The 513-nt window shown below is 55.2% G+C and carries 1 protein-coding gene; it reads left to right on the top strand.

The genetic code is table 11. The features are described 5' to 3' along the window. A partial coding sequence (locus G7B67_RS13265; protein WP_207780954.1) for a PDZ domain-containing protein occupies positions 1-400 on the top strand: 400 nt, incomplete at its 5' end. Between the last annotated feature and the right edge of the window lie 113 nt (positions 401-513).

Below are 513 nucleotides of genomic sequence, written 5' to 3'. Positions count from 1 at the left end.
TCGGCTTAATTCAGGTGTTAGGCCTTACATGGGAGAGTTCCGAGTGATCTGGAAGAAAACATTTGCTGTACTGTTCGCCTCCGTGCTTTTGCTAGTTTCCTCAAGCGCCATAGCAGCAAAGGGAAAACTTGGCTTCGGCACGGAAGCAACGATATCTGGTTTCTTCAACCCAGTCCTTCGGCGCGTCAAGATTACGACTGTCGTACCTGGCTCGCCCGCTGCAGCAGCTGGAGTGATGCCTGGTGACTACATTGTTGAGGCCAACGGACGGGCCATTGACGGCGCACCCGCCCGCGAAATGGCTAAGCAGCTGAAGGACATCGGGCCTGGGGCGCACTTGCGGCTCAAGCTCAAGCGCGGTGAGGCCTTTGTAATGGCAGACATAGTTGCCGGAGCGTAAGGCCTAACAATTCGTTCAAGCCGAAACCGCTTCGTTACACCAAAGGCATGGCAGATACAGCTTGCCATGCCTTTGGCTCCACTACGCGGTTCGGCTTAACTCAGGTGTTAGGC

This window comes from Cognatiluteimonas telluris, assembly GCF_011320095.1.
In the GTDB taxonomy this organism is placed as follows: Bacteria; Pseudomonadota; Gammaproteobacteria; order Xanthomonadales; family Xanthomonadaceae; genus Cognatiluteimonas; species Cognatiluteimonas telluris.
Note: the sequence above shows the minus strand (reverse complement) of the source record. Positions and strands in the feature narration are given on the sequence as shown.